This window comes from Nonomuraea aurantiaca, from assembly GCF_020215705.1.
GTDB lineage: Bacteria > Actinomycetota > Actinomycetes > Streptosporangiales > Streptosporangiaceae > Nonomuraea > Nonomuraea aurantiaca.
This window is the reverse complement of record NZ_JAIWNB010000022.1, coordinates 103,163-127,556: the sequence shown is the minus strand read 5'-3', so window position 1 is coordinate 127,556 and position 24,394 is coordinate 103,163. Positions and strand designations below refer to the sequence as shown.

27 protein-coding genes are annotated in these 24,394 nt (G+C 71.5%); 14 read left to right on the top strand and 13 right to left on the bottom strand.

Annotation, left to right across the window (positions count from 1 at the left end):
* Position 1 precedes the first annotated feature (1 nt).
* The 4 genes from LDL49_RS39460 to LDL49_RS39445 are packed head-to-tail and all read left to right on the top strand — an operon-like array spanning position 2 to position 3,290.
* Positions 2-739, top strand: a complete 738-nt coding sequence (locus tag LDL49_RS39460; protein WP_225299330.1) for an enoyl-CoA hydratase family protein — start codon at positions 2-4, stop codon at positions 737-739.
* A gap of 8 nt (positions 740-747) precedes the next feature.
* Positions 748-1,521, top strand: a complete 774-nt coding sequence (locus LDL49_RS39455) for a CoA transferase subunit A (protein ID WP_225299482.1) — start codon at positions 748-750, stop codon at positions 1,519-1,521.
* The gene (locus LDL49_RS39450) at positions 1,481-2,230 is read left to right on the top strand and encodes a CoA-transferase subunit beta (RefSeq protein WP_225299328.1); all 750 of its coding nucleotides are present in this window, start codon (positions 1,481-1,483) and stop codon (positions 2,228-2,230) included. Before LDL49_RS39455 ends, LDL49_RS39450 begins: the two co-directional genes overlap by 41 nt.
* Before the next feature lie 31 nt (positions 2,231-2,261).
* Positions 2,262-3,290 carry an NAD(P)H-dependent flavin oxidoreductase gene (locus LDL49_RS39445; protein WP_225299326.1) on the top strand — a complete coding sequence of 343 codons (1,029 nt, stop codon included), beginning with the start codon at positions 2,262-2,264 and terminating at the stop codon, positions 3,288-3,290.
* Here the strand turns inward: LDL49_RS39445 and LDL49_RS39440 are convergent.
* The 3 genes from LDL49_RS39440 to LDL49_RS39430 are packed head-to-tail and all read right to left on the bottom strand — an operon-like array spanning position 3,277 to position 6,635.
* Positions 3,277-3,948 carry a pentapeptide repeat-containing protein gene (locus tag LDL49_RS39440; protein WP_225299324.1) on the bottom strand — a complete coding sequence of 224 codons (672 nt, stop codon included), beginning with the start codon at positions 3,946-3,948 and terminating at the stop codon, positions 3,277-3,279. The genes LDL49_RS39445 and LDL49_RS39440 overlap by 14 nt on opposite strands.
* 4 nt (positions 3,949-3,952) lie before the next feature.
* Positions 3,953-5,431 carry a glycoside hydrolase family 3 protein gene (locus tag LDL49_RS39435; protein WP_225299322.1) on the bottom strand — a complete coding sequence of 493 codons (1,479 nt, stop codon included), beginning with the start codon at positions 5,429-5,431 and terminating at the stop codon, positions 3,953-3,955.
* A 52-nt stretch (positions 5,432-5,483) separates the two neighbouring features.
* On the bottom strand, positions 5,484-6,635 hold the full coding sequence (locus tag LDL49_RS39430) for an acetyl-CoA C-acetyltransferase (protein ID WP_225299320.1): 1,152 nt from the start codon (positions 6,633-6,635) through the stop codon (positions 5,484-5,486).
* A gap of 97 nt (positions 6,636-6,732) precedes the next feature.
* On the opposite strand from LDL49_RS39430, the gene LDL49_RS39425 reads away from it, so the two are divergent.
* Both LDL49_RS39425 and LDL49_RS39420 read left to right on the top strand, forming a co-directional pair.
* Positions 6,733-7,404 carry a TetR/AcrR family transcriptional regulator gene (locus LDL49_RS39425; RefSeq protein ID WP_225299318.1) on the top strand — a complete coding sequence of 224 codons (672 nt, stop codon included), beginning with the start codon at positions 6,733-6,735 and terminating at the stop codon, positions 7,402-7,404.
* Positions 7,401-8,081 (top strand): DNA alkylation repair protein, encoded by a 681-nt coding sequence (locus LDL49_RS39420; RefSeq protein WP_225299315.1) that lies wholly within the window; start codon positions 7,401-7,403, stop codon positions 8,079-8,081. Before LDL49_RS39425 ends, LDL49_RS39420 begins: the two co-directional genes overlap by 4 nt.
* Here LDL49_RS39420 and LDL49_RS39415 read toward each other — a convergent pair.
* Entirely contained in the window at positions 8,074-8,913 is an 840-nt protein-coding gene (locus LDL49_RS39415; protein WP_225299481.1) for a LysR family transcriptional regulator, read from the bottom strand. The two genes, LDL49_RS39420 and LDL49_RS39415, sit on opposite strands and share 8 nt — an antisense overlap.
* A gap of 84 nt (positions 8,914-8,997) precedes the next feature.
* On the opposite strand from LDL49_RS39415, the gene metE reads away from it, so the two are divergent.
* A complete protein-coding gene (gene metE, locus LDL49_RS39410; RefSeq protein ID WP_225299313.1) occupies positions 8,998-11,157 on the top strand; it encodes a 5-methyltetrahydropteroyltriglutamate--homocysteine S-methyltransferase in 2,160 nt (719 codons plus the stop codon).
* Here the strand turns inward: metE and LDL49_RS39405 are convergent, their stop codons facing one another.
* The 6 genes from LDL49_RS39405 to LDL49_RS39380 are packed head-to-tail and all read right to left on the bottom strand — an operon-like array spanning position 11,158 to position 16,955.
* Complete coding sequence (locus LDL49_RS39405) at positions 11,158-12,018, bottom strand: phosphotransferase (protein WP_225299312.1); 861 nt, start codon at positions 12,016-12,018, stop codon at positions 11,158-11,160.
* A gap of 43 nt (positions 12,019-12,061) precedes the next feature.
* Positions 12,062-12,976, bottom strand: a complete 915-nt coding sequence (locus LDL49_RS39400) for a carbohydrate ABC transporter permease (RefSeq protein WP_225299310.1) — start codon at positions 12,974-12,976, stop codon at positions 12,062-12,064.
* Between the two features lie 29 nt (positions 12,977-13,005).
* Positions 13,006-13,920, bottom strand: a complete 915-nt coding sequence (locus LDL49_RS39395) for a carbohydrate ABC transporter permease (protein ID WP_225299307.1) — start codon at positions 13,918-13,920, stop codon at positions 13,006-13,008.
* Positions 13,920-15,332, bottom strand: a complete 1,413-nt coding sequence (ngcE, locus tag LDL49_RS39390) for an N-acetylglucosamine/diacetylchitobiose ABC transporter substrate-binding protein (protein ID WP_225299306.1) — start codon at positions 15,330-15,332, stop codon at positions 13,920-13,922. The genes LDL49_RS39395 and ngcE overlap by 1 nt, the downstream gene beginning before the upstream one ends.
* A gap of 18 nt (positions 15,333-15,350) precedes the next feature.
* A complete protein-coding gene (locus LDL49_RS39385; RefSeq protein WP_225299304.1) occupies positions 15,351-16,085 on the bottom strand; it encodes a sugar isomerase domain-containing protein in 735 nt (244 codons plus the stop codon).
* The gene (locus LDL49_RS39380) at positions 16,086-16,955 is read right to left on the bottom strand and encodes a MurR/RpiR family transcriptional regulator (RefSeq protein ID WP_225299302.1); all 870 of its coding nucleotides are present in this window, start codon (positions 16,953-16,955) and stop codon (positions 16,086-16,088) included.
* Between the two features lie 79 nt (positions 16,956-17,034).
* Here LDL49_RS39380 and LDL49_RS39375 point away from each other — a divergent pair, with 79 nt between their 5' ends.
* The gene (locus tag LDL49_RS39375; RefSeq protein WP_225299299.1) at positions 17,035-17,991 is read left to right on the top strand and encodes an N-acetylglucosamine kinase; all 957 of its coding nucleotides are present in this window, start codon (positions 17,035-17,037) and stop codon (positions 17,989-17,991) included.
* 54 nt (positions 17,992-18,045) lie between these two features.
* Here the strand turns inward: LDL49_RS39375 and LDL49_RS39370 are convergent, their stop codons facing one another.
* Positions 18,046-19,122, bottom strand: a complete 1,077-nt coding sequence (locus LDL49_RS39370; RefSeq protein WP_372470528.1) for a beta-ketoacyl-[acyl-carrier-protein] synthase family protein — start codon at positions 19,120-19,122, stop codon at positions 18,046-18,048.
* A gap of 276 nt (positions 19,123-19,398) precedes the next feature.
* Between LDL49_RS39370 and LDL49_RS39365 the strand changes: the two genes are divergently transcribed.
* Genes LDL49_RS39365 through LDL49_RS39355 form a run of 3 tightly spaced genes read left to right on the top strand, consistent with a single transcriptional unit; the run spans position 19,399 to position 21,811 of the window.
* Complete coding sequence (locus LDL49_RS39365; RefSeq protein ID WP_225299295.1) at positions 19,399-20,247, top strand: LysR family transcriptional regulator; 849 nt, start codon at positions 19,399-19,401, stop codon at positions 20,245-20,247.
* A gap of 15 nt (positions 20,248-20,262) precedes the next feature.
* The gene (locus tag LDL49_RS39360; protein WP_225299292.1) at positions 20,263-20,937 is read left to right on the top strand and encodes a MerR family transcriptional regulator; all 675 of its coding nucleotides are present in this window, start codon (positions 20,263-20,265) and stop codon (positions 20,935-20,937) included.
* Positions 20,938-20,947: 10 nt separating this feature from the next.
* Positions 20,948-21,811 carry an alpha/beta fold hydrolase gene (locus tag LDL49_RS39355; RefSeq protein ID WP_225299290.1) on the top strand — a complete coding sequence of 288 codons (864 nt, stop codon included), beginning with the start codon at positions 20,948-20,950 and terminating at the stop codon, positions 21,809-21,811.
* Positions 21,812-21,815: 4 nt separating this feature from the next.
* Here LDL49_RS39355 and LDL49_RS39350 read toward each other — a convergent pair whose 3' ends face one another.
* Positions 21,816-22,493 (bottom strand): ThuA domain-containing protein, encoded by a 678-nt coding sequence (locus tag LDL49_RS39350; RefSeq protein WP_225299287.1) that lies wholly within the window; start codon positions 22,491-22,493, stop codon positions 21,816-21,818.
* An 85-nt stretch (positions 22,494-22,578) separates the two neighbouring features.
* Here LDL49_RS39350 and LDL49_RS58710 point away from each other — a divergent pair, with 85 nt between their 5' ends.
* The 3 genes from LDL49_RS58710 to LDL49_RS39340 are packed head-to-tail and all read left to right on the top strand — an operon-like array spanning position 22,579 to position 23,762.
* Positions 22,579-22,737 carry a sigma factor gene (locus LDL49_RS58710; protein WP_308016253.1) on the top strand — a complete coding sequence of 53 codons (159 nt, stop codon included), beginning with the start codon at positions 22,579-22,581 and terminating at the stop codon, positions 22,735-22,737.
* Complete coding sequence (locus LDL49_RS58705) at positions 22,737-22,982, top strand: sigma factor-like helix-turn-helix DNA-binding protein (protein ID WP_308016252.1); 246 nt, start codon at positions 22,737-22,739, stop codon at positions 22,980-22,982. The genes LDL49_RS58710 and LDL49_RS58705 overlap by 1 nt, the downstream gene beginning before the upstream one ends.
* A gap of 18 nt (positions 22,983-23,000) precedes the next feature.
* Complete coding sequence (locus tag LDL49_RS39340; protein ID WP_225299285.1) at positions 23,001-23,762, top strand: SDR family oxidoreductase; 762 nt, start codon at positions 23,001-23,003, stop codon at positions 23,760-23,762.
* A 33-nt stretch (positions 23,763-23,795) separates the two neighbouring features.
* Here LDL49_RS39340 and LDL49_RS39335 read toward each other — a convergent pair whose 3' ends face one another.
* Positions 23,796-24,368, bottom strand: a complete 573-nt coding sequence (locus LDL49_RS39335; protein WP_225299283.1) for a TetR/AcrR family transcriptional regulator — start codon at positions 24,366-24,368, stop codon at positions 23,796-23,798.
* Between the last annotated feature and the right edge of the window lie 26 nt (positions 24,369-24,394).

Genomic DNA, 24,394 nt, shown 5'->3' with positions numbered 1-24,394 from the left:
GATGGGAATCACGCTGCGGGACGGCCCGATCGCCGAGGTCGTCGTCGACGTCCCACCGGTGAACGCGCTGCCGGCGCGAGCCTGGCACGAGCTGGCCGGCGCCGTGACGACCGCCGGGCAGGACGAAGAGACCAGGGTCGTCGTGCTACGAGCCGAGGGCCGGGGCTTCAACGCCGGCGTGGACATCAAGGAGATGCAGGCCACGGAGGGCCACACCGCCCTGATCAATGCGAACAGGGGGTGTTTCGCGGCGTTCGCGGCCGTCTACGACTGTCCGGTGCCCGTGATCGTCGCCGTGCACGGCCACTGCGTCGGCGGCGGCGTCGGCCTGGTGGGCAACGCGGACATCGTGCTGGCCAGCGAGGACGCCTACTTCGGCCTGCCCGAGGTGGACAGGGGCGCGCTCGGCGCCGCCACCCACCTGTCCCGGCTGGTGCCGCAGCACCTCATGCGGGCCATGGTCTACACGTGCCGGAACGTGACGGCGGCCGAGCTGCACGCGTTCGGCTCGGTGCTGGAGGTGGTGCCGCGTGACAAGCTGCGGGACGCGGCGCTGGAGGTGGCGGGCCAGATCGCGGACAAGGACCCGTACGTGATCCGCCGCGCCAAGGAGTCGCTCAACGGCATCGACCCGGTGGACGTGAAGCGCTCCTACCGCTTCGAGCAGGGCTTCACGTTCGAGCTGAACCTGATGGGCGCGGGCGACAGGCACCGGGACCGTTTCGTGGAGGGCTCGTGAGCAAGGTCATGTCCGTCGAGGAGGTCGCGGCCGAGGTCGAGAGCGGCATGACGGTCGGCATCGGCGGCTGGGGGTCGCGCCGCAAGCCGATGGCCCTGGTCGCCGGCCTGCTGCGGTCGAACGTCCGGGATCTCACCCTAGTCTCGTACGGCGGCCCGGACGTCGGCATGCTCTGCGCCGCCGGGAAGGTGCGCAGGGTGGTGGCCCCGTTCGTGACGCTGGACTCCATCCCGCTCGAACCGCACTTCAGGCGGGCCAGGCAGGGCGGCGCGATCGAGTTCACCGAGTATGACGAGGGCATGTTCATGTTCGGGCTGCTGGCGGCGGCGCACCGGCTGCCGTTCCTGCCCACGCGGGCCGGTCTCGGCTCCGACGTCATGCGGGTCAACCCCGGTCTGCGCACGGTCCGCTCGCCGTACGAGGACGGGGAGGAGCTGGTCGCCGTGCCCGCGCTGACCATGGACGTCGCGCTGGTGCACCTCAACCGGGCGGACCGGCGCGGCAACGCGCAGTATTTGGGCCCCGACCCGTACTTCGACGACCTCTACGCCAAGGCGGCGGCCCGGTGCTTCGTGTCGTGCGAGCGGCTGGTGGACACCGCCGACCTGCTGAAGGAGGGGCCGGTGCAGTCGCTGCTGATCAGCCGGTCGATGGTGACCGGCGTGGTCGAGGCGCCGGGCGGCGCGGGCTTCACCGCGTGCGAGCCCGATTACGGCCGCGACGAGCAGGAGCAGCGGCGCTATGTGGACACGCCGTGGGAGGAGTTCCGTGAGCAGGGCTGATGTGTGCGTGGTCGCCTGCGCCGAGGCGTTCAGGGGTGACGGGGAGATCCTCGCGGCCGGGATCGGCGGGGCGGTCACCGTGCTGGCGGCCCGGCTGGCCAGGCTGACGTTCGAGCCCGACCTGCTCACGCATGACGGCGTCTGCCTGCTGACGGGCGACGTGCCGGCGCTGGGCGAGCGGCCCGAGGTGGTGGAGGGCTGGCTGCCGTTCCGCGATCACCTGTGGCTGGTGCTGAACGGCCGGCGGCACGTGATGCTCGGCGCGAGCCAGATCGACCGCTTCGGCAACTCGAACATCTCCTGCATCGGCGACTGGGCGCGGCCCAAGGCGCAACTTCTCGGCGTGCGCGGCGCGCCGGGCAACACGCGCTGCGACCCGACGAGCTACTGGATCCCCCGGCACTCCCCCAAGGTGTTCGTGCCGCGAGTGGACCTGATCAGTGGTCTCGGGACCGACCGGGGGGCCCACGACCTGCGCCGGGTGGTGACGAACCTGGCCGTGCTGGACTTCCGCACGCCGGACGGGTCGATGCGGCTGGCCTCGGTGCATCCGGGGGTGAGTGTCGCGGAGGTGGTCGCGGCGACGGGGTTCGAGCTGACGATCCCTGAGGACGTACCGGAGACCCGTGAGCCGACCGCCGAGGAGAGCAGGCTGCTGAAGGAGGTGCTCGACCCGCACGAGTCCCGCGAGCGCGAGGTGGCCGCGTGAAGACGGCGCGAAGCTACGCCGAGGGGGCGGCGTGAGAACCGCGCTGACCGACCTCGTGGGGTGCCGTTATCCGATCGTGCAGACCGGCATGGGGTACGTCGCGGGCGCGCGGCTCGCGGCGGCCACGTCGGAGGCGGGCGGGCTCGGGATCATCGCGGCCGCCACGATGTCCGTCCGCGAGATGACCGAGGCGATCAGCGGGGTGCGGGAGCGGACGGACGCCCCGTTCGGGGTGAACATCCGCTCCGACGCCGACGACGCGGCCGAACGGGTGGAGGTGATGATCCGCGAGGGCGTGCGGGTGGCGTCGTTCGCGCTGGCGCCGCGGCGGGAGCTGATCGACCGGCTGAAGGGCGCGGGCGTGGTGACGATCCCGTCCGTGGGCGCGCGGCGGCACGCGGAGAAGGTGGCCGCCTGGGGCGTGGACGCGGTGATCGTGCAGGGTGGCGAGGGCGGCGGCCACACCGGGCCGGTCGCGACGACGCTGCTGCTGCCCCAGGTGGTGGACGCGGTCGACATCCCGGTGATCGCGGCGGGCGGCTTCTTCGACGGGCGCGGGCTGGTGGCGGCGCTGGCGTACGGGGCGTGCGGCATCGCGATGGGCACCCGGTTCCTGCTGACGAGCGACTCGTCGGTGCCTGACGAGGTGAAGAAGGTCTACCTGGCGGCGGCCGACACGCTGGTCACCACCCGGGTCGACGGCGTGCCGCATCGGGTGCTCAGGACGCCGTTCGTGGAGTCGCTGGAGCGCTCCCGGCTGCTCAGGGCGGTGGTCAACGGCGCCAGGTTCAAGCGGCTGTCGGGGCTGACGTGGGCCCAGATGATCCGCGAGGGGCGCCGGATGCGGCACGGCCGCGAGCTGACGTGGGCGCAGGTGCTGCAGGCGGCCAACACGCCGGTGCTGCTGCGGGCCGCCATGGTCGAGGGGCGGGCCGACCTGGGGGTGATGGCCTCCGGGCAGGTGGTCGGGGTGCTCGACGACCTGCCGTCCTGCCGGGAGCTGATCGAGCGGGTCATGTCCGAGGCGGAGACCGTGATGGATCGGCTCAGAGCACCGTGATGCCGCGCGCGGCCAGGATGGCCGCCGCCTGGACGGGGTTGATCGTCGCCCCCTGGAAGGCCCGCAGCTTGGCGTCGTCGGGCTCGCCCAGGTCGGCGCCGCGCAGGTCGGCCTTGGCGAACACGGTCTTGAGCAGCTTGGTCCCGCGCAACCGGCAGTCGCTGAACGTCGCCTCGGTGAAGTCGCAGCCCGACAGGTCGGCGTCGTCGAAGCGGACGCCCTCGATGAACTCCCCGCGCAGCGAGCAGCCGCCGAGGTTGGCCATGGTCAGGTTGGACCGGGAGACCTTGAAGCCGGTGCCCCGCGCTGCGGTGAGCGACGCGCCGATCATGCGGCAGCCGGTGAAGGTCACGTCCGTCACCAGCGCTCCGCCGAACTGGGCGGAGGACAGGTCGACGTCGGTGAACGTCACGTCGATGAGCTCGGCGTCGTTGAACCTGATCCGCATCCCGCCGCCGCCCGTGAACACCGCGCCGTCGAGGTCGGCCCGCCGGAAGTCGGCCTGTTCGAGCACGCACGACTCGAAGCGGGCGCCGGCCAGCGGGGCCCGCCGGAGGTCGGCCTCGGTCAGGTCGCAGTTGCGGAAGACGTGGGTCTCGTCCGGCGCGAGCCGGTCGGTGAGCGCGGTCTGGGAGAGGTCCTCGTCTTCGAAGTTCACGGTGTCAAAGGGTACCGGTGATCAGTTCGGCGGCGGCCTGGCCGCAGACCCTGGCCGAGCCGTACGTGGCGATGTGCACCGCGCCCAGGTCGGACCGGGCGGGCAGGCCCATCTCGACCACCACGGCGCCGGGGCGGGCGCTGAGCAGGTGCCGCAGCGCCTCGCTCTGCCAGGGGTGGCGGTGCGCGTCGCGGACCACGATGACGAGGGGGCGCCCGGCCGCGGCGGCGATGAGCCGCTCCAGCACGGCCCCGGTCGCCTCGCCGGCCACGAGGCGGGTCACGGCGGTGCCGGGCAGCAGCCTGCCCAAGGGCTCGCCGACGCCCCACGGCGTGTTCCTGTCGATGGCCAGGTTCATCTCGGGGGCCAGCTCCACCACGTGCGCCGCGGCGGTGAGCGGCAGGACGGGGTTGTTGGTGCGGCGAGTGATCCTCAGAGCGCGGCGGGCAGCGGCCAGGCCGAGGTGGCCGTCCTCGGGGACCGGGGTGCCCGCGGCGGCGGTCCAGGCGGCCAGCTCGCCGACCCGGCGCGCGGCGTCGGCCAGGCGCTCCTCCGGCAGCAGGCCGTCGCGCACGGCCTGGGCTATCGCGTCGCGCACCTCGACGGCGGTCGCCTCGCCTGAGTGCTCGCCGCCGACGCAGATGGCGTCGGCCCCGGCGGCGATCGCGCGCGCGGCGGCGCCTCCGATCCCGTACGGCCCGGAGACGGCGGCCATCTCGATGCCGTCGGTGACGATCAGTCCGTCGAAGCCCAGCTCCTCGCGGAGCAGCCCGGTGAGCACCTTGGGGCTGAGCGTGGCGGGCAGGACGGCGTCGTACGCGGGCACCAGCAGGTGGCCGGTCATGACGGCCTTGACGCCTTCCTGGATCGCGGCGCGGAAGGGGCCCAGCGCGTACTCGATGCCGTCGGTGCCCACCACGGGCACGCCGTGGTGGGAGTCGATCGAGGTGTCACCGTGGCCGGGGAAGTGCTTGGCGCAGGCGGCCACCCCGGCGGACTGCAGGCCGCGGACGAACGCCCTGGTGTGCCGGGAGACCAGCGCCGCGTCGGCGCCGAAGGAGCGCAGGCCGATGACCGGGTTGTCGGGGTTGGAGTTCACGTCGGCCGAAGGGGCGAAGTCGATCGTGATGCCCGCAGCCGCCAGGTCCGCGCCGAGGTCCCTGGCCACGGCCTCGGTCAGCGTCACGTCGTCCACGACGCCGAGCGCGTAGCCGCCGGGACGGCTGCTGCCGGTGGCCACCTCCAGCCGGGTCACCTCGCCCGACTCCTCGTCGATGCCGACCACCACGGCGGGGTTCTCCGCGCGCAGGACGGCGGTCAGCTCGGCCACCTGGGCCGCTCCCGTGATGTTGCGGGAGAACAACGCCACCCCGGCCAGCCCCTCTCCCAGGCGGCGGCGAAGCCAGTCGGGCGGGGTCGTCCCCTCGAACCCGGGCAGGATGACGGCATCGGCAAGGCACAGCAGGTCACCGCTCTTGAGCATGACCCGCAATCTAATAGGAAAGTTTCCTATTTGCTAGTGGCATCGCCGGACGTCATAGGCGTTCGATGATGGTGACGTTCGCCTGGCCGCCTCCTTCGCACATCGTCTGCAGGCCGTACCGGCCACCGGTCCGCTCCAGCTCGTGCAGCAGCTTCACGGCCAGGACCGCGCCGGTCGCGCCGAGCGGGTGGCCGAGCGCGATCGCGCCGCCGTTCGGGTTGACCCGGGCGGGGTCGGCGCCGCTCTCCTTCAGCCAGGCGAGCACGACCGAGGCGAACGCCTCGTTGATCTCCACGGCGTCGATGTCGCCGATCGTCAGCCCGGTCTTGCGCAGCGCGTGCTCGGTGGCCTGGATCGGCGCCGCGAGCATCATGATGGGGTCGCCGCCGCGCACCGACAGGTGGTGCACGCGGGCGCGCGGGCGCAGCCCGTGCTCCTGTACGGCCCGTGGCGAGGCGATGAGCAGGGCGGCGGCGCCGTCGGAGATCTGCGAGGCCAGGGCGGCAGTGAGGCGTCCGTCCTCGACCAGGGGCTTGAGCCCGGCCATCTTGGCCGGAGTGGTGTCACGGCGCGGACCCTCGTCGGTGGTGACGCCCTCATAGGGAGTGATCTGGTCCGCGAAGCGGCCGGTGTCGATGGCGGCGATGGCCCGGCGGTGCGACTCGTAGGCGAACGCCTCCATGTCCTCCCGAGAGATGTCCCACTTGGCGGCGATCTGCTCGGCTCCGGTGAACTGGGAGACCTCCTGCGTGCCGTACCGGGAGAGCCAGCCCTTGGAGCCGCCGAAGGGGGTGTCGTGGCCGAGGGGGCGGCCGGCGAGCATCGCCGAGGAGATGGGGATCATGCTCATGTTCTGTACGCCGCCGGCCACCACGAGGTCGCTGGTGCCCGAGAGCACGGCCTGGGCGGCGAAGTGCAGCGCCTGCTGCGAGGAGCCGCACTGGCGGTCGACCGTGACGCCGGGCACCTCCTCCGGCAGCCCCGCGGCCAGCCAGCAGGTGCGGGCGATGTCGCCGGCCTGCGGTCCGATGGTGTCCACGCAGCCGAACACCACGTCCTCCACGGCCGCCGGATCGGCGCCCGTGCGGGCCATCAGCTCTTGCAGTGCGTGCGCGCCGAGGTCGGCGGGGTGGGCGCCGGCGAGGCCGCCGTTCCTGCGCCCGACCGGGGTCCTGACCGCGCCGACGATGTATGCCTCGTTCACTCCCGCATCGTAGCAAGCGCTTGGTCGCACGTGGAATGCCGGGTGAGCTGGGCGGGTTCGGTGAACAAGCGATTGTCTGAGGGCTCATAATGGAGGCGTGACAACGCGAAAGAACTCCGGGCAGAGCGCGGCCGCCCCGGCGAAGCGCCAGCGCGCGACCTCGTCCGGTCCGGCGTCGGAGCGCCGTGACCACCTCGTCAAGCTCGCCGCGGAGCTCTTCGCCCGCAAGGGCTTCCAGGCCACGACCGTACGCGAGATCGCCGACGAGGCGGGCATCCTCTCGGGAAGTCTCTATCACCATTTCGATTCCAAGGAGACCATCGTCGACGAGGTGCTCTCCACCTTCCTCGACGACCTGGTCGCCCGTTACCGCACGGCGATCGCCTCGGGCTCCGACCCGCGGACGATTCTGTCGGAGATGGTGCGCATCGGCTTCGGCACGCTGGAGCCGCACCGGGCCGCGATCACCGTGATGCAGAACGACTGGAACTATCTGCGGCAGTTCGAGCGGTTCAACTACCTGGTCAAGGCCGAGGACGAGGTCGAGCAGATCTGGGTCGCGCAGATCAAGGCGGGCCAGGCGGCCGGGCAGTTCCGCGCCGACGTGGATCCGAAGCTCACCTACCGCATGATCCGCGACACGATCTGGGTGGCGGTGCGCTGGTTCCGCCCCGGCGGGCGGCTCAACACGACGGGCCTGGCCGAGCACTACATCACCGTGCTCTTCGACGGCCTGGCCACGGGTGAGCGGACCAGCCAGCAGGCATGACCCTTGCCACGGCGGTGCGTCAGGCACTGCGGGAGGCGGCGGAGCCCGAGAAGGCCGCCACCATGCGCGCGTACATGAAGTCCGACATGCCCTTCCTAGGCGTCCAGGCGGTGCCGAGGCGGGCCCTGCTGCGGCGGCTCTTCTCGGCCCACCGCATCGGCACGGCGCCGGAGTGGCGCCGGACGGTGCTCGGCCTGTGGCGCGGGGCCGAATACCGCGAGGAGCGCTACGCGGCGATCGAGCTGACCGGCTATCACCTCTACCGGGAGTTCCAGACGCTCTACACCGTGCCGATGTACGAGGAGATGATCGTCAGCGGCGCCTGGTGGGACCTGGTCGACGAGCTGGCCACGCACCGGATCGGCGGCCTGCTGTCCGCCTTCCCCGACTCGATGCGCCCGCTCATGCTGGACTGGGCGCGCGACGGCGACCTGTGGAAGCGCCGCACCGCGATCCTGAGCCAGAACAGGTTCAAGGCCCGCACCGACACGGCCCTGCTCTACGCCTGCATCGAGCCGAGCCTGTCGGACAACGACTTCTTCGCCCGCAAGGCGATCGGCTGGGCGCTGCGCGAATACGCCAAGACCAACCCGGCCGAGGTCATCCGCTATGTACGGGCCAAGGGAATCTCGGGTCTGAGCCGCCGCGAGGCCCTGCGCAACCTGCCGGCTACCTAGTCCACAGAGCATCCTGTACGGCCTGCACCAGGGCCATCAGCTCGGGCGTGACACGCTCCCTGGCCCAGGCCAGCGCGTACGTGATGCGCAGGTCACCCACGTCGAGCGGGACGAACCTCAGGTCGTCGCGGCGGATCGTCCTGGCCAGCAGCTGCGGGATCGGCAGCACCCCGGCACCCGCAGCGACCAGGTCGAGCGCGGCGGCGAAGTCGTCGTCGGCCACCATGCGCGAGCGTCCCGGCAGCCCGGCCCACGCCCGGCTGCCGGGGGTCAGCAGCACCTGCCCGGCCAGGTCGGCGGCGACGACCTTGGCCCTCGGCGCCAGCGCGTGCCCCAGCGGCACCGCGAGCTGGTCCACCGAGACGTGGAACCTGGCGGCGGTGACGAACCGCGCGGGCGCGGGGGTGGCCAGGATCGCCGCCGACACCTCGCCCCGCTCCAGCACGTCGGCGGCCGCCCCGCGCCCGGCGACCGTGAGCTCCACGCCGATGGCCGGCGTGCGGGCCGCCAACCGGCGGGCGACCCGGGCGGCCAGCGCGCCGACGAGTGGTGGATAAGCGAGGTGAATGGTCGGCCGGGCCAGCCGGGCGGCTTCGGCCGCGAACGCGCCGGCGGCGGCCAGCAGCTCGTCGGCGTGCGGAAGCAGGGCCCGGCCCTCGGCGGTCAACCGCACCGCGCGGGCGCTCCGGTCGAACAGCCTGGTCCCGGCCGCGCGTTCCAGCCTGGTGATGGCCTGGCTCATGGCGGGCTGGGACATGCCCAGGTCCGCGGCGGCGATCGAGAAGCTGAGCCGGGCCGCCACGCGGGCGAAGCACTGGACCTCCTTGAGCATAAGCAGCACGAATACAGGATGCATCAGACGGGACCGGTGTGGTGGATTCTCGGCGTTCGATCAAGTCAACGCAGGGAGCAGTCGATGTCGTCATTTCCCCGGTCCACTGTGCTCGGATACCCGAGGATCGGCCCGCGAAGGGAGCTGAAGCGCGCCCTGGAGTCCTACTGGGACGGCCGCTCGAGCCGGGCGGAGCTGGAGGAGACGGGCGCCGAGATCCGGGAGCAGACCTGGCGGCGGCTCGACGAGCTGGGCCTGGCCGGGCTGCCGTCCAACACCTTCTCGCTCTATGACCAGGTGCTCGACACGGCCGTACTGCTCGGCGCGGTGCCCCGGCGCTATCAGGAGGCCGAGGACCCCTACTTCGCGATGGCCAGAGGCACCGCCGGGCTGGCGCCGCTGCGGATGACGAAGTGGTTCGACACGAACTACCACTACATCGTGCCGGAGATCGACGCTGAGACCGTGTTCGAGCTCGACGCCGCCAAGCCGCTCGCCGAGCTGCGGCAGGCTCGGCGGCTGGGCTTCGAGACGCGGCCCGTGGTGGTGGGGCCCGTGACGTTCCTGCTGCTGGCCGACGCGCTGGAGCGGCTGGATGAGGTGCTCGGCTGCTACGAGGAGCTGCTGGCGATCCTGGCGGCCGAGGGCGTGGAGTGGGTGCAGCTCGACGAGCCCGCGCTGGTGGCCGACCGGACGCCCGAGGAGCTGGCCGCCGTCACGGCCGCCTACGAGCGGCTGGGGTCCGCGCCTTCGCGCCCCGGGCTGTTCGTCGCCTCCTACTTCGGCGATCTGGGCGAGGCGCTGCCCGTCCTGGCCGCGACGCCGGTGGAGGCGATCGGGGTGGACCTGGTGCGCGGCGGCCTGGACCGGCTGCCGGCGCTGGCGGGCAAGACCGTGGTGGCGGGCGTGGTGTCCGGGCGGGACGTGTGGCGTACCGCTCCCGGACGGGCGCTGAGCCTGCTGCGGGCGGTGCGGGAGCACGCGGCGGACGTGGTGGTCAGCACCTCGTGCTCGCTCCTGCACGTGCCGTACGACGTGGCGGGGGAGGAAGGGCTCGACCCGGCGCTGCGGGCGCGGCTGGCCTTCGCCGAGCAGAAGGTGGCCGAGGTGGTCGAGCTGGCGCGCGCCGACTTCCGGGGCGCCGAGGCGCCGGCCGCGTCGGTGGCGCTGGCGGACCCGGTCGTGTTCGAGGGGCGCGGGCCGTACGCGGAGCGCGCCGCGGCCCAGGCCGCGCACCTGCGGCTGCCCGTGCTGCCGAGCACCACGATCGGGTCGTTCCCGCAGACCGGCGAGCTGCGCGCGGCCCGCGCGGCCGTGGCGGCGGGCACGCTGGCGAAGGCCGACTACGAGCGGCGGGTCGAGGCGGAGATCGAGCAGGTCATCCGGCTGCAGGAGCGGCTCGGCCTCGACGTCCTCGTGCACGGCGAGCCGGAGCGCAACGACATGGTCCAGTACTTCGCCGAGCACCTCGACGGCTTCGCGGTGACCGCCAACGGCTGGGTCCAGTCCTACGGCTCCCGGTGCACCAGGCCGCCGATCCTGCACGGCGACGTCGGGAGGGCCGCGCCGATCACCGTGCGGTGGGCGCGCCACGCGCAGTCGCTGACGGACAAGCCGGTCAAGGGCATGCTCACCGGGCCCGTCACGATCGTCGCCTGGTCGTTCGTCCGCGACGACCTGCCGCTGCGCGACGTCGTGTTCCAGGTGGCCGACGCGGTCCGGGACGAGGTACGCGACCTGGAGGCGGCGGGCGTGTCGATCATCCAGGTGGACGAGCCCGCGCTGCGCGAGCTGCTGCCCCTCAGGCGGGCCGCGCAGGCCGACTACCTGGAGTGGGCCGTGGCCGCGTACCGGCGGGCCACCTCGGGGGCCAGCGACCGCATCCAGATCCACACGCACCTGTGCTATTCGGACGCCGACCAGATCCTCGAGGCGATCGACGGCCTGGACGCCGACGTCACCACGATCGAGTCGGCCCGCTCCGGAGCGCGGATCCTGGGCGCCGTGGGCTCCTTCGGGCGGGGGCTCGGGCCGGGTGTCTACGACATCCACTCGCCGAGGGTGCCGAGCCAGGCCGAGGTGGCGGAGTTGTTGCGGGAGACGTTGAAGGTGCTGCCCGCCGAGCGGGTCTGGGTGAATCCGGACTGCGGGCTGAAGACCCGGACGTACGAGCAGGTGGAGGCGGCGCTGGCGAACGTGGTCGGCGCGACCGAGCGGCTGCGCGACGAGCTCAGCGCTAGGTGATCAGCTGAAGGTCCACTCGAGGTGGGCCAGGGCGGCGTCGGCGTAGTGGCGCGGGCCGGTGCTCAGGCCGTAGGCGAGGTCCTCGATGAGCGCGCACCTGGCGTAGAAGACGACCCTGGCCCGGTCGAGCTCGTCGAAGTCGCGGTCATAGTGCGACAGGGTCCGCTCGAAGACCTCGGGGCCCAGGTCGCGGTAGATGAGCGCGAAGTCGTGCGCCGGGTCGGTGACGGCGGCGTCGGTCCAGTCGATCACACCCGTCAGCGTGCTGGTCGCGGCGTCGGCCAGGAGGTGCTCGCTGCCCAGGTCGTTGTGGCAGAAGCGCAGGTCGCGTGGCTCGTCGGGCGGTGTGCCGCGTAAGAACCGCTCCACGAGCGGTCGCTGCTCCGCCGGCACGTGCCGCTCGACGTCGCGATAGTCGAGCCCGGCGTCCACCAGCAGGGTGGGCGCCGGGTAGAGGTCGAGCGGCGCCAGCTCGCGCAGGTCCTCGGCCGGGGCACTGTGCAGGGCGCTCAGCAGGTGGCCGAGCGGGGCGGCCAGCGCCACGGGGTCAGGCACCGGGTGCTGGTTGAGCGGCTCGCCCGGCAGCTTGCGGTAGGCGATCACGCCCTGCTCGAAGTCGGCGAAGACCACCTCGGGCACCGCCACGGTGGCCAGCTCGCGGACCGCGGCCAGCAGCTCGACCTCGCGCCGGGCGGCCGCCGGATCGGCGGTCTTGCCGCCCCGGACGATCAACTCTCCGTCGCCCTCGTGTAACTCGACCTCATAGACCTCGTGGTCCAGACCCTGCCCGGACTCCGTGACGGAGCACACCTCGACGTCGGGGAGGTGGCGGGCCAGCAACGCGCGGATGTCGCCGATCACACCCGCAGCCTAGGTCCGCCAGGTCGGGCGCGCGAGAGGATATTTACTTGAGCGCCCCCGCGGTCAGTCCCGACTGGATCTGGCGCTGGAAGACCGTGTAGACGACCAGCATGGGCAGGATGGCCAGCGTCAGGGCGGCGAACAGGGCGGACCAGTCCTGGTCGTAGCCCGCGGCTGTCGAGATGTCGGCGATGCCCTGGGTGAGCACCCACTTGTCGCGCTCCTGCAGCAGCACCAGCGGCAGCTGGTACTGGTTCCACTGGCCGAGGATGTTGAAGATCGTGATGCTGACCAGGCCCGGTCTGGCCATGGGCAGCATGATCTGGAAGAACACGCGAGTGTGCGAGGCGCCGTCGACCATGGCCGCCTCCGCCACCGCCGTGGGCAGCGTACGGAAGAAGGCCGACAGGAAGAACACGGTGAACGGCAGCGAGTAGGCGATGTAGACCAGCACGAGGCCGGCGTGCGTGTTCAGGCCGATGAACGGGCCGATCAGCGGGACGTTGCCCATGTTCTGCACGACGAAGAACAGCGGCGACAGCGCCAGGTAGACCGGGAAGGCCAGGCCCGACACGAACAGCAGGTAGATGGCCCGGTTGCCGCGAAAGGGGTAGCGCGACAGCACGTACGCGGCCATCGAGCCGACCAGCATCGTGCCGAACACGCTGAAGGCGACCACGATGACGCTGTTGAGCATGTACTGGCCGATGTGCGCCTGCTCCCAGGCCCTGGCGAAGTTGTCCCAGTGCAGACTGGACGGCAGGGACCAGGCGTCACCGAAGATCTCGTCCTCACTCTTGACCGACGCCAGGAACGTCCACAGGATCGGCACCACCGTGAGCACGGTCCACAGCAGCAGCGCGAGGTGCGACAGGATCGCCATCGGCCCGAGCCGTTTCCGGCTCTCCTGGCGGGCCAGCTTGCGGGAGTTCGCCACCGTCCACGAGGTCGTCGTCATCAGTACTCATTTCGCTAAAACTCATTTCGCTAGAACTCGATTCGCTCGCGCCGCGTCAGACGCAGCGAAAGGATCGCGAACCCGACGGTGAAGAAGAACATCACGACGCCCAGGGCCGAGGCGTATCCGAAGCGGAAGTATTGGAAGGCGTTGCGATAGACCTCGGCCGCCATGACCGTGGTCGACCAGTCGGGCCCGCCGTGCTGGTCGGTCATCACCCACACGATCGCGAACACGTCGAGGGCGATGATGCCGAGGTAGACCCAGGCCACCTGGACGGTGTCCCAGAGCAGCGGCAGCGTGATGCGGAAGAACAGGCTCAGCCGCCCGGCGCCGTCGATCTGCGCCGCCTCGAACATGTCCCTCGGGATGGAGGCGAGCCCGGCGGAGAAGAGCACCACGTAGAACCCGACCGCCTGCCAGACCATGACGCCGAGCACCGACCAGAACGCGACGCCCGGGTCCGACAGGAAGCCGATCGGCTTGCCGCCCAGCGCCATCAGCGGCGCGTTCAGCATCCCGCTGCCGTCCGGCCGGAACACCTGCTGGAACAGCACCGCCACCACCGCGACGGCCAGCACCTGCGGGAAGAAGAACACCACGCGGTAGAACTTGGAGCCCCTGATCCCGCCCACGGCCCGCCCGCCGCCGCCCACGTTGAGGAGGAAGGCGAAGAACAGGGCGAGCACGATCGTGATCAGGGGCAGCAGGACGAGCAGCCCGGCGTTGTGCGTGACCGCTTTCCAGAACGTCCCGTCTTCGAGGAGCCGGCGGAAGTTCTCCAGCCCGATGAAGGCCGGCGTGGCCGAGACGCCGCGCCAGTCCGTCATCGAGATGTAGAACGCCTGGATGTACGGGGAGATCACGTAAACCAGGTAAAGGGTCACCGGGGCTGCCAGGAACGCGGTGATGAACAGCCCTCGGCGATACCTGTTGAACAGCATCAGCGCTTGTACTTCTTGATCGAGGAGTCGTTCTTGATCTCGTCGGACTTCTTCTGGAGGCGCTCCAGGTACTTGTCCGGGGTGAGGCCGCCGGACATGAGCTCGCCGGTGGCGGCGATGGCCTCGTCCTTGAGCTGGGCGTACCAGGTCTGCCAGCGGTAGTAGACGATGTTCGCGCCCGCCGCGGTGTAGGCCTTGGTCGCACTGGCGGCGCCCGGGGAGAGCTGACGGCCGTCGCCCGCGCCCTTGACCGTCGAGACGGTCTTGACCATCTCGCTGAAGTCGCCGGCCGCCTTCTTCGACAGCATCGCCCGCAGGTACTCCATGCCGCCCTGCGGGTTGGCGCCCTTGGCCGGGACGATGAAGTTCTCGCTCGGCTGGCTGTGCAGCGTGCCGTAGGGCATCTTGTCGGAGCCGGTGAAGTCGGGGACGGGGAACATGCCGTACTCGAAGTCGGCCGGGGTGGTGGTCTTCTGCTCGTTCTCCAGCCAGGAGCCGGAGGGCAGCATGGCCACCTTGTACTTGTTCTGGGCGGTCTGGGTCTGCACGTGGTCGAGGCCGGCGGTGCCCTCCATGAGGTACTTGGCGCCGATCTCGGCCCAGGCCGTGGCGGAGGTCTTCATGGCCTCCGAGGTCCAGGCGCCGTCCTCGAGGTTGTCGATGTTGACGAGGACCTCGGGGCCGCCGATCTTCGCGGCCATGGTGAGCAGCACTTCGTACAGATATTGCGGGAATTTTCCGGCGTAGGTGAAGGGGGCCATCTTGCCGGACTTTTTGATCGTCTCGTTGAGCTTGAGGAACTCGTCCCACGTCTTGGGAGGCACCCAGCCGTTGTCCTTGAACGCCTTCTGCGAATACCAGATGCCGAAGATGTAGTTGACGTAGCCGAGCACGCTGAACGTGCCGTCGTAGGTGCCGATGTCGATGACGGCCTTGTCGATGGTGTCCCTGACCTTGGTGCCCGGGTCGTCCCAGCTCGGCGCGTCAAGCAGCGGGGTGAGGTCCTGGAGCTGGCCGTCCTGGGCGAGCGCGCCGAAGTCCATGGCGTTGGCGCCCGAGTTGTCGATCACGTCGGGCGGATTGCCGCCGGCGAACCTCGGCTGGAGGACCTTGGTGATCTCCTTGGTGGCGTTGTGCTTGATCTCCACCTTCGGATACTTCGACTTGAACAGCGGCTGGTGGATGTTCTTGGCGTAGTCCTGGCCGAAACCGCCGTCGAAGATCCACACCTCGAGCGGCTTGCTGTCCGAGACCCCGAAGGGGTTGGCCGCGCTGGTCGCGACCGGGGCGGCCGACGACGAGGCTGACGGCTTGGCGGCCGGGGTCGCGCACGCGGCGAGCGCGCCCGCCACGGGGACCAGCGCGGCGCTCCGGAGAAGCTCGCGCCTGGTGAAACGGGGGGTGTCCGGCATATTTCTACTCCTGACTAGTCATGCTCCACGTCGGATCCGCCCTGCGTAGCGGCTCTCCAGGGCCTTGTTGTGCTCGTCGCCGCCGGCCACGTTGACCGACAGGTAGATGGGCGGCGTCTCGCCGAGCGCCACGAGCACGGCCACCGCCTCGGTGACCACCATCTGCGCGAGCAACGCCGAGGTGACGGTCGAGATCGCGCCGTAACCGCCGCCGCCCGGCAGTTCGAGGATCGCGTCCCCGTACGGCGCGCCGTTGTCCAGCACGACGTCGGCCAGGTCGAGCAGCTTGCTGCCCGACGGGTGGCGCGAGGTCATCTGGCTGCTGTGCTGGACCGAGGTCAGCGCGATCAGGGGATGGCCGCGGTCCTTGACGAGCGTGGCCAGCTCGACCACGGCTCCGTTGATGCCCGAGCTGGAGATCAGCACGAACACGTCCTGCGGCGCGACGGGCGCCAGCTCGTAGATCCGGTGGGCGATCTCCGGATCGCGTTCGAGCTCGGGGGTGAGCACGCTCGGCGGCTGACCGCCGTACAGGACGAGGTCGCGCGGGGTGAGCCGGTTGCTGGGCACCAATCCCCCGGCCCGGCCGGCGATCTCCATCGCGATCGCCTCGGAATGCCCGGACCCGAACGCGTTGACCACGCCGCCCGCCCGGAGCGACGCGACGAGCAGCGCGGCGGCGCGGCGTACCGGCTCCGCCTGTGTCTCCACGACCTGGTGTGCCAGCTCCAGGGCCTTCGTTGCGAACGTCATTCAGCCTCTCTCCACCCGATGGCTCTCCACGGCGCTGATCGTGAGCCCGAACGCCTCGTTGGTGCGCTCGTACGTTCGTTGGGCCACCGCCACATAGACGGCGTCGAGCACGAACAGCTGCGAGTGGACGGCCGCCAGGCCGCCGAGCCGGAAGGTGGTCTCCCTGCTCGCGGTGGTGAGCACCAGGTCGGCCAGCTCGGCGAGCGGCGAGCGGGCGAACGAGGTGACGGCGACCGTGGTGGCGTCGTGACTGCCGGCCTCGGCCAGGGCCTCCATGACCTCACGGGTCCGGCCCCGGTGGCTGATGCCGATCGCGACGTCGCCCGCGCCGAGCAGCGCGGCGTCCGACAGCGCGACGTGCGCGTCACCCGCGCTCCAGCCCGGGATGCCGATGCGGCGCAGCCGGCCTTCGAACATGGTGGCGACGTTCCCGCTGGTGGAGACGCCGATGAGCAGGACCCGGCGGGCGGCGACGATGGCGTCGGCCACCTGGGCGACGATCTCCGAGTCGAGCTGGGCGGCGGTGTCCTGGATGAGCCGGGCGTCGGCCGCGGCCATCACCTCGATCGCCGAGTCGAGCGGGTCGTCGGGCCCGATCTCGTGCCCCACGCCCGCGCCCCAGCCCGCCTGCGCGGCCCGGCCGGTCTCGGTGGCCAGCGCCACGCGCAGCTCGGCGTAACCGGAGAAGCCGAAGGCCCGGCAGAACCTGGTCACGGTCGCGGGCGAGCTGCCCGCGCGCTCGGCCAGCGCGATGATGGTCGACCGGGCCGCCTCGGCCGGATCACCGAGGATCACCTCGCCGACTCTGCGCAACGCCTCCGGCAAACCGGGTAGTTCTGTTTCCACACGCCCGAGGGCCCCTGAAGTCACGAATATTCCTTCCGGATACCCGGTCTTCCGCCGAAAATTATTCTTGCTTCTCCGCGGAGTCAAGTCCCACAATCGGACCGTGACCAATTCGCTCACCATCGGACTCGCCCTCGGGGTGGATGCCGGCGCCACCTCCACCCGCGTCTCGGTGCACGCTCTCGACGGCACCCGCGTCGGGTACGCCAAGGCGGGCGCGGGCAATCCGAGCGCCCACGGCCTGGCGAACGCGGTGGCGGCGATCGAGACCGCGCTCACCGGGGCGCTGGCCGGGCTGGACGCCTCGTCGGTCGTCGCCTCGCTGGCCGGGATCTCGGGGTTCGTCGACGAGATGGTGCCGGCGCTGGCCAAGGTGTGGGCGGGGCATGGCATCGCCTCGGCGCCGCGGCTCATGGGCGACACGGTGATCGCGTACGTCGCGGGGTCACCCGAGCCGGACGGCTCGCTGCTGCTCTCGGGGACGGGGGCGGTGGCGGCCCGGATCACCGGCCACGAGCTGGACGTGATCGCCGACGGGCTGGGCTGGCTGCTGGGCGACGCGGGATCGGGCTTCTGGATCGGCCGCGCGGGCGCCAAGGCCGTCGTCGCCGAGCTGGACCGCGGCTCCTCGGAGGGCGTGCTGGTCGAGCTGGTCGTCGAGCACTTTCTCGGGGCCGAGCGCGGCCCCACGCCGCGCAAGGTGGCCGATCGGATCGTCCGGCTGGCGCAGGCCGACCACATGCGCCTGGCCGCCCTGTCGGCGCTGGTCAGCCAGGCCGCCGAAGCGGGCGACCCGCTCGCGCTCGGCATCGCCCGCCAGGCCGCCGAGCACCTGGCCGCCACGGTGCGGCGGGTGCACCGGTCCGGGCCGGTGGTGCTCGCCGGGAGCGTGCTGACGAGCGAGGGTCCGGTACGGCAAACCGTACGCGAGCTGCTGGCCGGTGAGAGCGTGGCCACGGCGCGGGACGCGGCGGGGGCGGCGGCCTGGCTGGCGGCGCGCGACCTGCTGCCGGAGGCCGACCGGCGGGCCTCGCACGCGGCGTTCACGGCCGGTTCTTGACGGCCTGGGCACCCCTCTAACCCGACCGCCGGTCCTGATGGCCTGCGCACCCTTCTACCCCACCAGGAGCGCCGCGCTTCCGTAGCTGCCGCCGAAGCCCGTCGCCAGCGCCACCTCACGGCCGCCGCGCACCTCCCGGACCGCCTGCGCCACGTTGTTCAGGCCGTGCACGTAGCCCTCCGACAGCAGGCCGCCGTGCGGGTTGATCCAGGCGTGCCGCCGCTCCAGCAGGTACGGGCCCAGGTCCTCGCGGCGGACCAGGCCGAAGTCCGCCAGTTGCCGAGGGACCAGCCAGGAGTAGGCGTCGTAGGGCAGCGCCGCGTCCACGTCCGACGGCCGCATGCCCGACGCCTCCCACAGCATGGGGGCCACGTACTCGGAGAAGACGGCGCTCACGTCCGGCGCGCGGTCCATCGAGGAGCAGCCGGGGCCGCCGCCGCGTACCACCGCCTGGATGCGCGGGCCGCCGAGCACGCCGCTGACCAGCAGCGCGCACGCGCCGTCGGTCTCCTGGCAGCAGTCGGCGGTCCGCAGCGGGGTGCAGACGTACGGTCTGGCCAGGTACTCCTCGTACGACAGCGGCTCCCGGCGCAGGGCGCGGGGGTTGGTCTTGGCGTTGTCCCTGGACTGGGCGACGACGGCGTGGAGGTGTTCGGGGCCGAGGCCCGTGTCGTGCAGGTAGCGGGTCGCGGCCAGGGCGAAGAGCGGGATCGGGCCGGCCATGCCGTAGGTGAACCGCTCCTGGGGACCGGTGGAGACGGTGTTCATGCGCTTGCCGGAGCGGCCGTTAAGCGCCCGATAGATCAGGATATTTCGCGCTAAACCGGCGTGTATCAGCATGGCCGCGTCGCCCAGGATCGAGGCGGCCTGGGTGCCGCCTCCGGCGATGTCGTTGTGCCAGCCCAGCCGATCGATGCGCAGCGCGCGGGCGACCTGGGTGACGGGGGCCGAGTCGTTCATGTGGTAGCTCAGGACCGCGTCCACCTCTGTGGGCGCGATGCCCGCGTCGGCGCACGCCGTACGGCAGGCCTCGACCGCCAGGTCGAGCTCGGTGCGGCCGGACTCGCGCGTCAGCGCGGTCATGCCGACACCGGCCACGGCCGCCCGGCCGGCGAAGGGCTGCATGCCCACCTCCTGCCCGGCTGACGGGCATCGGGTCACTCGCCGGGGCGGGGCGCGATCCACCCCGGCGGGTGACGCATGTGGTGCTCGCCCGTCACGCTAACGCGGCGGCGGTTTCCACACAAGCGCTTGCTCGGCGTCTCCCCGCCGACGACCGCGCGAGACACTGACCAACCGGCCGCGGAAACAGTCACCCCGTGGTGACTGAACCCCTTCACAGCAGCTAGTCCGTTCTGTAATACGGAGGTGCGACGATAGCCCATCCCCATCACCTCGAGGTGAGCGATGGATCTACGCCACGTACGCTACGCGATCACCATCGCCCGTGCGGGCAGCCTGCGCCGTGCGGCCACCGTGCTCCACATCGCCCAGCCCACCCTTTCCGAGCAGCTCAGGGCGCTGGAGAAGGAGATCGGCGTCGAGCTGTTCACCCGCTCGTCCAGCGGGGTGCGGCTCACCGAGGCGGGTGAGGTGTTCCTGGCCCAGGCCACGGTGGCCGTCGACGCCTTCGAACGGGCCGTGGCCGCCGCTCGGGGCAAGGGGCAGACGGTACGCCTGGGGGTCGCCGACGGGCTGGGGGATGTGGTGGCCCGGCTCCTGTCGCAGGTTCAGGAGTCGCGGCTGCGGGTCGCGCCGATGTGCACGGCCGAGCAGATCATCTCCATCATGGACGGAACCCTCCAGGCCGGGCTCGGGTACTCCCCCGGCTCGCTGCCCAGGGGCGTGGCCCGGATGCTCGTCCAGCGGGCTCAGGTGCTCGCCCTGCTCCCCCGCGATCACCGGCTGGCCTCGGTCGAGCGGCTGCGGCTCGCCGATCTGGCGACGGAGCCGCTCGTCATGCCGGAATCCGACGCGGTGGCGGGTGCGCGCCGGTTCCTCGAAGGGTTCGTCCGGCTCGGCCTGCATCCTCGGCTCGGCCCCGGGGCGCCCACCCATGACGCGGCCGTCGCCATGGTCGAGTCGGGCGCCGGCTACACGCTCTGCGTGCGCGGCGGCCTTCCGGTGCCGGAACGCCTCACCTTCATCCCCGTCGCCGAGGAGATTCCGCCCCTTGAGGTGGTGTTCCTCTGGAACCGGCAGGCCGACGTGGACGACCTCGTACACGCGGCCCGGCATCTCGCACGCTCTGGATAGCGCTATTATCTAGCGATGCGCGTTTCGGAGCTGAGTGTCGAGTCCGGTGTGGCGATCGCGACGATCAAGTACTACCTCCGCGAGGGCCTGCTGCACCAGGGCCGGCAACTCGCGGCCACCAGAGCCGAGTACGACGACTCCCACCTGCGCAGACTCCGCCTGATCAGGGCGCTGCTCGAAGTGGGCCGGCTGCCCGTCGCCGCCATCAAGCAGGTCATCGAGGCGGTGGAGGACGAGTCGCTCTCGGTGCACCACATGCTCGGCACCGCCCAGTACGCCCTGGGCCCCACCATCGAGCCGGAGCCCGGTGAGGAGTGGGACGCGGCCCGCGGCCAGGTCGACCTGCTCATCGAGGAGCTGGGCTGGGACGTCGCCGCCACCGCCCCCGCGCGGGACGAGCTGACCCAGACCGTCATCAGGTTGGGCCAGCTGGGCCTGTCGAGCGACCTGACGGTCTATGCCCAGACGGCTCAGCGACTCGTGACCGAGGTGGAGATGGACACGGTGCCGTTCGACGGGCCGCGCGAGGCCGCCGTCGAGGCGCTGGTGCTGGGCACGGTCCTGTACGGGAGGGCCTTCGACGCCCTGCGCCGCCTGGCCCACGAGTCGGAGTCGGCGCGCCGGGTCGGCGGCGTTCCCGAAAATCCGAGCGTTCCGGAGAATGTGGATGGAAGCGGTCAGCCGGGGTAGGCGCGGGCGGATGTTCGACGACTTCGTGACCGACCGGATCGACGTGGGCCAGGCCGAGCTGTTCGTCCGCCACGGCGGCTCCGGGCCGCCCGTCCTGCTGCTGCACGGCCACCCGCGCACGCACGCCACCTGGCACCGGGTGGCCCCGCTGCTCGCCCCCGACCACACCGTGGTCTGCCCCGACCTCAGGGGCTACGGGCGCTCGTCCAAGCCGCCGACGACCGCCGATCACGCGCCGTACTCCAAGCGCGCGATGGCCGGGGACATGGTCGCGCTGATGCGTGCGCTCGGCCACGATCGGTTCGCCGTCGTCGGTCACGACCGCGGGGCGTATGTGGCCCAGCGGCTGGCGTTCGACCACGCCGACGCGGTCACGCATCTCGTCGTGCTGGACAGTGTGCCCATCGGGGAGGCCCTCGCCCGTTGCGACGCCGGCTTCGCGGCCCGGTGGTGGCACTGGTTCTTCCTGGGCCAGACCGCCAAACCGGCGGAACGCGTGATCAACGCCGACCCTGACGCCTGGTACGGCGCGGGGCCGGAGCAGATGGGCGCCGAGGCGTACGAGGACTTCCACCGGGCGATCCACGACCCCGAGACCGTACACGCGATGTGCGAGGACTACCGGGCGGGCCTCGGTGTCGATCGGGCGGCCGACGACGCGGACCGGGCCGCCGGGCGGCGCGTCGCCTGCCCGGTGCTCTTCCTCTGGGCGACAAGGGATGACATGGAGGATCTGTACGGCGATCCGCTGGCGGTCTGGCGCGCGTGGGCGTCCGACGTGCGCGGCCACGCCCTGGACAGCGGCCACCACCTGGCCGAGGACGTCCCGGACGAACTGGCCAAGGCCATCCGCTGCTTCGTGGCCGGCGCGTAAGGGCTCAGTCGGTCACGGCCACCGGGCGTTTCAGCAGCCACAGGGCGGCCCGTTGCAGCAGCGTGCGGTGGATCTCGTTCTCGTAGGACCTGACGTCGTGCCCCAGCGCGTCGTACACGACCCGCCCCCGCCGCACCGGCCGCGCCCACACCAGCGGCTGACCACTGGCCGACGAGGCGAGCGGCCGCACGTCCGGCAGCACGTCGAGGTCGCTGTAGACCTCGTCCACCAGGTCGAAGTCGCGCAGCCCCTCGACGATCGGGTGGCCGCCGTGCACGCGTACCCCGGTCCAGCCCAGCGGCAGGTGGTGGGACTTGGGCCAGGTCCAGCAGCCGCCCAGCACGCGTGGCCAGCCCTGCCAGTCGTCGAAGCAGATGGACGCCGTGTGCATGCACAGCAGCCCGCCGCCCCGGTCCAGGTGGTCGAGCAGGGTGGTGCGGGCCTCGGCGGGCAGTTCGAAGCGCCACTCGTCACGCAGGTCGGCGAAGCGGTCGAGGCCCATCTGCCAGCGCAGCGCGTTGACGGTGATGAGCTGAACCTCCGACGGCTCGCTCAGCGCGCCCGCGATGTCCTCGGTGATCTCGGATTCGATCCCCACCCCGGCGAGCACCTCGGCGAGCACCGCCGACGTGGCCTCGAAGTCATGGAACAGGCCTCCCGAAAGAATCAGATTTCTCGCCACGTCCCAACCTCATCATGCTTGACCCGGCATTTCTAGCCGCGGCCTTGGCGACCGCCCCTCCTCGCTGTCGCGGCATGATGCCGTGGTGGACTTCGAGGAATACCGCCCGCTGCTGCTCGGGCTGGCCTACCGCCTGCTCGGCAGCATGTGGGACGCCGAAGACGTGGTGCAGGAGGCGTGGCTGCGCTGGCAGGCCACGGAGCACGCCGAGATCAGGGAGCCCCGCGCGTTCCTGGTGACCTGATGGAGCGCCTGACGCCGCCCGAGCGGGCCGTGTTCGTGCTGCGGGAGGCGTTCGAGCTGCCGTACGAGCAGATTGCCGAGATCGTCGGCTGCTCGCTCGCCAACGCCGCCAGCTGCACCACCGCGCCACGGCGCGCCTGGCGGGGGCCGCGACCGCTTCCAGCCATCGAGATCCGCGACGGCCGCATCCACGGCCTGTACGGTCTGCTCAACCCGGACAAGCTCTCACGGATACGGAGCACCTGACGACCTATAGTCACCTTCATGGATCTGGGCATCAAGGGCAAGGTCGCACTGGTCACCGGAGGCAGCGCGGGCATCGGCCTCGCGGCGGCCAAGAGCCTGGCGCGAGAGGGCTGTGCCGTCTGCGTCAGCGCGCGCAATCCGGAACGGCTGGCCGACGCGGTGGTCGAGCTGCAGGAGTTCGGCGGCGTGGTGCACGCCGTGCTCGCGGACGTGGAGGACCACGACGCCGCGGTGCGGGTGGTCGCCGAGACGCGTGACGTGCTCGGCCCCATGGACATCCTGGTGGCCAACGCGGGCGGGCCGCCCCCGGGCCGGTTCGTGGACGCCGGACTGGGCGACTGGGACGTCGCGGTGCAGCGCAACCTGCTCGGCACGGTACGCCTGATGTACGCCGTGCTGCCGGAGATGCGCGCCCGCGGCTGGGGCCGCATCGTCACGATCACCAGCGGGTCGGTGCGCCAGGCGATCGACGGCCTGGCCCTGTCGAACGCGACCCGCTCCGCCGTGGCCGGGATCGTGCGCACGCTGGCCCGCGAGGTCGGCGGCGACGGGGTCCTGGTCAACAACGTGCTGCCCGGCCCGATCGACACCGAGCGGCTGCGTGAGCTGGCGGGCGGCGACGAGGGCCTGGCCGCGCGGGCAGGCGGCGTGCCGGTGGGGCGCGTCGGGCGTCCCGAGGAGGTGGGGGACGTGGTGGCGTTCCTGGCCAGCGAGCGGGCCTCGTTCGTGAACGGGATCTCGATGCTGGTCGACGGGGGCGAGAGCCGCGTGATCGCCTGACCGCGACGCTGGTCGACGGGGGCGAGAGCCGCGTCATCGCCTGATCAGGGTCGCGACGATCGCGGCGGCCCACACGTCGGCCGGCTGGCGCGGGTCGGTGAAGAAGGCCAGGTGGGCGCGGTGGAAGCAGGCGCCCATCAGCAGCGAGGCGGCGGCCCCGGCGTCCATCGCGCCGTCCAGCCTGCCGAGCTCCTGCTCGGCCCGCAGGATCTCGGCGAGCACCTCGATCGGCAGGTGCGGGCCGGTGCCCGTCGCGGCCAGCATGCTCCTGAACCCACTCAGCAGCGACGGATCGGACATCATCCCCGAGCCGATCGCGGCCGCCCGGCCGTAGAAGTCGACGGCCGCCAGCGCGAACTCGGTGAGGTTGGCCGCCAGGTCACCCTGCCCGACGCGCCCGCGCAGCGCGGCCAGCGCCGGGGCGAGCGCGGGCAGCCGTTCGAGCAGCACCGCCAGGATCAGCGCCTCCTTGCCCGGAAAGTGCTTGTAGAGCAGCGCCTCGGAGCAGCCCGCCTGCGACGCGATGCGTTTCGTGGTCGCCCCCGCCATGCCGAACTCGTGAATGGCGTGCTCGGCGGCGTCGATGATGCGATCGCGCGTGTTCATGGGCGCATCTTAGTAGTGAGCGCTCA